1 protein-coding gene and 1 pseudogene are annotated in these 6,066 nt (G+C 73.5%); both read left to right on the top strand.

Features of this window, described 5'->3' with window-relative positions; translation table 11 throughout:
• Positions 1-2,268, top strand: a 2,268-nt coding sequence (locus VFV67_RS24735) for an SDR family NAD(P)-dependent oxidoreductase (protein WP_326473024.1), incomplete at its 5' end; no start/stop codon positions are given.
• A 30-nt stretch (positions 2,269-2,298) separates the two neighbouring features.
• Positions 2,299-6,066, top strand: a pseudogene (locus VFV67_RS24730) (type I polyketide synthase); the annotation flags it as partial.

Here is a 6,066-nt window from a genome sequence, read left to right as displayed (position 1 = left end):
GTCGCGATCCCGGTGCAACGCGCCGACCGCGACCAGGTGACCACCCTGCTCACCGCCGTGGCCACCGCCTGGGTCAACGGCAGCACCGTGGACTGGACCGCCGTGCAACCCGGCGGGAGTCCGGTCGACCTGCCCACCTATGCGTTCGAGCACGAGCGGTACTGGGTCGACGCGCCCCCACCGGCCGCGCCCGGCAGCGTGACCGACCCGGCCGAGGCCGGGTTCTGGCAGGCGGTCGAGTCCGGCGACCTGGCCACGCTGGCCGGCACGCTCGGACTGGCCGACGACACCTCGCTGAGCGCGGTGCTGCCGGCCCTGTCCTCCTGGCGCCGGGACCGCCGCGAAGAGTCCACAGTGGACGCCTGGCGGTACCGGGTCTCCTGGAGCCCGGTGCGCGACGAGATCGCGATCCTGTCCGGGACCTGGCTGATCGTCACCCCGGCCGGAATCGACTGCGGCCACGACGAGATCGCGGCGGCACTGCGCCGGGCCGGTGCCGAGCCGGTGCGCGTCGAGTACGGCCCCGGGTTCACCGTTCCGGAGGCGGTCACCGGCGTGCTCTCCCTGCTGGCGCTGGACGAGCGGCCGGTCGACGGGCTGCAGGGCGTTCCGGCGGGCCTGACCGACACGGTGGCCCTGGTCCGCGCGCTTGGCGAGGCCGCGGTGTCCGCACCGCTGTGGTGCGCCACCCGCGGCGCGGTGTCGGCCGGTGCGGCCGGCGGGCCGGAAAGCCCGGTGCAGTCCCAGGTCTGGGGCCTCGGCCGGGTGGTCGCGATGGAGCAGCCGGACCGCTGGGGCGGTCTGGTCGACCTGCCCGCGACGCTGGACGAGCGGGCCGGCGAACGGCTGGCCGCGGTGCTCGCCGGCGGAACCGGTGAGGATCAGGTGGCGATCCGCGCGTCCGGGGTGCTCGCCCGCCGGTTCGGCCGGATTCCGGCCGACCCGGCGCCCGCCGCCGAATGGCGGCCGTCCGGCACCGTGCTGGTCACCGGCGGCACCGGCGCGCTCGGCGCCCGGGTGGCCCGTTGGCTCGCCACCCGGGGCGCCCGGCGACTCGTGCTCACCTCCCGCCGGGGCCCGGCCGCGCCGGGCGCGGCGGAGTTGGTCGCCGAGTTGGCCGGGCTTGGCGTTGCGGCCGACGTGGTGTCCTGCGACGGGTCCGATCGGGACGCGCTGGCCGCGACGCTGGCCGCGATCCCCGCGGAGCACCCGCTGTCCGCTGTGTTCCACGTCGCCGGTGTGCTCGATGACGGCGTGCTGGACGCGTTGACCCCGGAGCGGTTCGCGCGGGTGCTGCGCGCCAAGGCGGTCGCCGCGGCCAACCTCGACGAGCTGACCGCCGGGCTGGACCTGTCCGCCTTCGTGCTGTTCTCCTCGCTCACCGGGGTGGTCGGCAACAGCGGTCAGGCCAACTACGCCGCGGCCAACGCCTACCTGGACGCGCTGGCCGAGCACCGTAGGGCGCGCGGGCTGCCGGGCACCTCGGTGGCCTGGGGGCCGTGGGCCGACGCCGGCATGGCCGGCACCGAGGACGTCACCAACCGGTTGCGCCGCACCGGGATCCGCCCGATGCCGGCGGACCTGGCGATCGCGGCGCTGGCCCGGGCGGTGGACCGCGGCGAGACCTGCGTCAGCGTCGCCGACGTGGACTGGGCGATGCTGGCCCCGGGTCTTGCGGTCGTGCGGCCGAGCCGGCTGTTCGACGGGCTGCCCGAGGCCCGGCCGGACGGAGCGGGCGAAACCGGTGCCGTGGCACCGGATCGCGCCCGGGCACTGCGCGAGCGGCTGGCGGCGGCGTCCGCCGCGGAGCGCGAGCAGATCGTGCTCGATCTGGTCGGCGCGCAGGCGGCGGTGGTGCTCGGGCACGAGTCCGCGGCCCAGGTGGACGCCGGCAAGCCTTTCCGCGATCTCGGGCTCAGCTCACTGGCCGCGGTCGAGCTGCGCAACCTGCTGTCCGCGAGCACCGGCATCCCGTTGCCGGCCAGCCTGGTGTTCGACCACCCGACGCCGGCCGCGGTCGCCGAGCTGATCCGCGCGGAGCTGGTGTCCGCCAACGGTTCCGGCGGCTCGGCCGGTGCCGAGCTTGACCGGCTGGAGGCGGCGCTGGCCAAGGTCTCGCCCGGTGACGCCGAGGCCACCGCGATCGCCGCCCGGTTGCAGCGCCTGCTGCCGCGGCTGACCGGCGGCGCCGACGACGGCGACGGGCTCGACGAGGCGACCGCGGACGACCTATTCAAGATCATTCACGAAGAGTTCGGAAAGTCCTGACCACGAACCGGTTCTGCTGGGAGAAGTTCGATGGCGAGTGAAGAGAAGCTCCTGGATCACCTCAGGTGGGTCACCGGTGAGCTCCGGCAGGCGCACCAACGGCTGCGCGACATCGAGGAGCAGGACGCCGAGCCGATCGCGATCGTCGGGATGAGCTGCCGCTTTCCCGGCGGGGTGCGGAGTCCGGAGGAGCTGTGGCGGCTGGTGTCGTCCGGTGTGGACGCGATCTCCGACTTTCCCACCGACCGAGGCTGGGATCTCGCGACGCTGTTCGCCGACGACGATCCGGACCGCAGCGGTACCTGCCACGCCCGGGCCGGCGGTTTCCTGGCCGACGCGGCGGAGTTCGACGCCGCGCTGTTCGACATCTCGCCGCGCGAGGCGCTGGCCATGGACCCGCAGCAGCGCCTGCTGCTGCACGCCTGCTGGGAGGCGTTCGAGCGGGCCGGGATCGACCCGGTCTCCTTGCGCGGCACCCGGACGGGCGTGTTCGCCGGCACCAACGGCCAGGACTACCTGAGCCTGCTGATCAGCAACCCGGACGGGCTGGACGGCTACCTGGCCACCGGCACCGCCGCCAGCGTGCTGTCCGGCCGGGTCGCCTATGCCTTCGGGCTGGAGGGCCCGGCGGTCACCGTGGACACGGCGTGTTCCTCCTCGCTGGTCGCGCTGCACCTTGCGGCGCAGGCGCTGCGCCGCGGGGAGTGCTCGCTGGCACTGGCGGGCGGGGTGACCGTGATGGCCACGCCGGGCGCGTTCATCGAGTTCAGCCGGCAGGGCGGGCTGTCCCGGGACGGCCGGTGCAAGGCGTTCTCCGCCTCGGCGGACGGCACCGGGTGGGGCGAGGGCGTCGGCGTGCTGCTGGTCGAACGGCTCTCCGACGCGGTCCGCAACGGGCACGAGGTGCTGGCGCTTGTCCGCGGTTCGGCGATCAACTCCGACGGCGCCTCCAACGGGCTCACCGCGCCGAACGGACCGGCCCAGCAGCGGGTGATCCGCGCCGCGCTGGCCGACGCCGGCCTGGCACCGTCCGAAGTGGACGCGGTGGAGGCGCACGGCACGGGCACCACGCTCGGCGACCCGATCGAGGCCACCGCTCTGTTGGCAACCTACGGCCAGGACCGGGAAAACCCGCTGTGGCTGGGCTCGATCAAGTCCAACATCGGGCACACCCAGGCCGCCGCCGGAATCGCCGGTGTGCTCAAGATGATCATGGCGATGCGGCACGGCGTGCTGCCCGCGACGCTGCACGCGGAGCAGCCCTCGCCGCACGTGGACTGGTCGGCGGGTGCGGTGTCGGTGCTGTCCGAGGCCCGGTTGTGGCCGCAGACCGGTGCGCCGCGCCGGGCTGCCGTGTCCTCGTTCGGGGTCAGCGGTACCAACGCGCACACCATTCTCGAGCAGGCGCCCCAGAACACGGCCGAGGAGCCGGCTGCGGCACCGGTTGCGCTGGTGGCGCTGCCGCTTTCGGCGCGGTCGGCGGAGAGCCTGCGCGGCCAGGCGGAGCGGCTGCACGCCTTCCTTGGCACCGAGCCGCGTCCGGTCGATGTCGGATACTCGCTGGCCACCGGCCGGGCCGCGCTGCAGCACCGGGCCGTGGTGCTGGATCCGGCTCGGCTGCCCGAGCTGTCCGGCCCCGGTGTGGTGACCGGCTCGGTTGTCCCGGGGAAGACCGCGTTCCTGTTCACCGGCCAGGGTTCCCAGCGTCCCGGCATGGGCAGGCAGCTCTACGACACCTATCCCGCTTTCGCGCAAGCCCTCGACGCGGTGTGTGCGCGGCTCGACACCGAACTCGACCACCCCCTCCAGCAGGTTCTGTTCACCCACCCAGAGCTGCTGAACCAGACGGTGTTCACCCAGGCCGGCCTGTTCGCGCTCGAGGTGGCTCTGTTCCGGTTGCTGGAGTCGTGGGGAATGGTCCCGGACTTCCTGCTCGGCCACTCGATCGGCGAACTGGCCGCCGCGCACGTGGCCGGCGTTCTCTCGCTGGAGGACGCCTGCACGCTGGTGGCCGCGCGCGGAAAGCTGATGCAGGCGCTGCCCACCGGCGGCGCCATGCTCGCCGTGCGGGCCACCGAAGCCGAGGTGCTGGCAGCCATCGCTGGGCTCGAGGACCGGGTGAGCATCGCGGCGGTCAACGGACCCACCTCGGTGGTGATCTCCGGTGACGCCGAGGTGATCGACGAGCTGGCGCCCCGCTGGCAGAAGACCAAGCGCCTGGTGGTGTCGCACGCGTTCCACTCGCCGCACATGGAGCCGATGCTGGCCGAGTTCCGTGCCGTCGCCGAAACCCTGACCTATCACCCACCCCAGATTCCGGTGATCTCCACCGGTGATCTTGCCGACCCGGAGTACTGGGTGCGGCATGTGCGCGATGCGGTGCGGTTCGCCGACGGCGTGGCCACGCTGCACGGCAGGGGAGTGACCCGGTTCGTCGAGCTGGGCCCGGACGGCGTGCTCTCCGCGCTGGTCGACGAGGGCGTTGCCGTTGCGGTGTGCCGGGCCGGCCGGGACGAGGTCGAGACCGCGCTGACCGCGGTGGCCACCGCATGGGCGCACGGCGGCACGGTGGACTGGGCCGCGGTGCAGCCCGGCGGGCGCCGGATCGATCTGCCCACCTATGCCTTCGACTCGCGCACCTACTGGCCGCAAACCCGAACCACGGTGGGCGATGTGGCCTCCGCCGGGCTCGGCGCGGCCGACCATCCGCTGCTCGGTGCCGCGATCACGCTGGCCTCCAACGACGGCGTGCTGCTGACCGGGCGGCTGTCCACCGGCACGCACGGCTGGCTGGCCGACCACCGGATCATGGGCGGAGTCCTGTTGCCCGGCACCGCGTTCGTCGAGCTGGCGCTGCGCGCCGGCGAGCTGGCCGGCTGCCGCCGGCTGGCCGAGCTGACCCTGGAGGCGCCACTGGTGCTGCCCGAGCCGGGGGCGGTGCGGATCCAGGTGAGCGTCGGCCCGCCGCAGGCCGACGGCGCCCGGCCGGTGGAGATCCACTCCCGCCCGGACGGCGAGGACGGCAACTGGACCCGGCACGCCGAGGGCCTGCTCACCGAGCACGCGCCCGTTGTTTCCATGGACCTGTCCGCGTGGCCGCCGCCCGGCGCCGAGCCGGTCGACCTGGCCGGCTTCTACGACCGGCTGGCGGACAACGGTTTCGGCTACGGCCCGGTGTTCCGTGGCGTGCGGTCGGTGTGGCGCACCGGCGAAGAGTTGTTCATCGAGGTGGCCCTGCCGGAGAACGCCGAACGTGACGCCGGCCTGTTCGGCCTGCACCCGGCCCTGCTGGACGCCGTCCTGCACCCGATCGCCCTGCTGTCCAACCAACCCCGGCTACCGTTCGCCTGGACCGGTGTGTCCCTGCACGCCGCCGCGGCCACCGTCCTGCGCGCCCGCCTCACCCCCACCCCCTCCGACGGCTACACCCTCGCCCTTGCCGACCCCACCGGCGCTCCCGTAGCCACCGTGCACTCCCTCGCCCTCCGCCCCGCCGAGCCCCTATCCACCCCCACCAACGATTCCCTGTTCACCGTCGAGTGGAACCCCATCTCCATTCCCGACACCCAGCTCCCCGCCACCAACTTCTCTCTGCTGTACGCCGATTCCCATGCGGGGTTGGGGGAGCTGCAGTCCTGGTTGGCCGAGGAGCACTCGGACAAGCTTGTCGTTGTGTCCCGTAATGCGGTGGCTGCCGCTTCGGGTGATGTGATCGCTGATCCGTGCCGGGCTGGGGTGTGGGGTTTGGTGCGTTCGGCGCAGTCGGAGCATCCGGACCGGTTGGTGTTGGTGGATATC

Source organism: Actinophytocola sp. (assembly GCF_035762905.1).
In the GTDB taxonomy this organism is placed as follows: domain Bacteria; phylum Actinomycetota; class Actinomycetes; order Mycobacteriales; family Pseudonocardiaceae; genus DASYTH01.
The sequence above is the reverse complement of the archived record's forward strand: the minus strand, read 5'-3'. Positions and strand labels throughout refer to the sequence as shown.